The organism is Prochlorococcus marinus (assembly GCF_001180245.1).
Classification (GTDB): Bacteria; Cyanobacteriota; Cyanobacteriia; order PCC-6307; family Cyanobiaceae; genus Prochlorococcus_A; species Prochlorococcus_A marinus_F.
Genome location: NZ_CVSV01000103.1, coordinates 1 through 640, shown reverse-complemented (window position 1 = coordinate 640; position 640 = coordinate 1). Strand labels below are relative to the sequence as shown.

Annotated in this window: 1 pseudogene; it reads right to left on the bottom strand. The window is 26.6% G+C overall.

The features are described from left to right. Positions 1-127: 127 nt before the first annotated feature. Positions 128-640 (bottom strand): annotated as a pseudogene (locus AMO19_RS08680) (EamA family transporter); the annotation flags it as partial.

Below are 640 nucleotides of genomic sequence, written 5' to 3'. Positions count from 1 at the left end.
ATAACATAAACTTCCAATGTGCCGAGTCTTTTTTTCTTTAATGTTTTCATTGTTTTGAGTGTTTATAGGGTAATTTTATTTAATTTGATTTTTATTAACATGAGTATTTTTTACATTAACTCAGAGATTAAAGAATTATTAATGTCAAGCCAAAAAATAAAAAACAAGTAAAAAATATTATTTTTTTGGTAATTTCTCTTTCCTCAGTCTTAGCAAAAAATAAGGAAATTACTGGAGATATGCTTAATAAAGCCCATCCTACTCCTATGGGAAGGGTTTTAAACACAACTTGTTGTAGAAATATTCCTAGATTTGTTCCAAGAAGTACCGAAATAAAAAATCTTTTTTGTTGTGTTTTGTCTATGTTTTTTAAGAAAAAATTAATCTTAAATCCTTTTAGACTAATTAAAAAAATTATTGCACCTAATAATCTTATTTCAGTTGTAAGGAAAGGAGATAAATTGCTTTGAAGGAAAACCATCCTTGATAAAAGACCTCCAAGAACAGCACATAAAACTGATAAAAAAGGAAAAGCAAAAATCTTAAAGTTATTTTTTTCTGAGAAAGAGGAGCTTTCCTCTTTAAAATCGTTACCTTTTCTGAGAATTATGAATAGGGAAATCGTTACTATAATTATTCC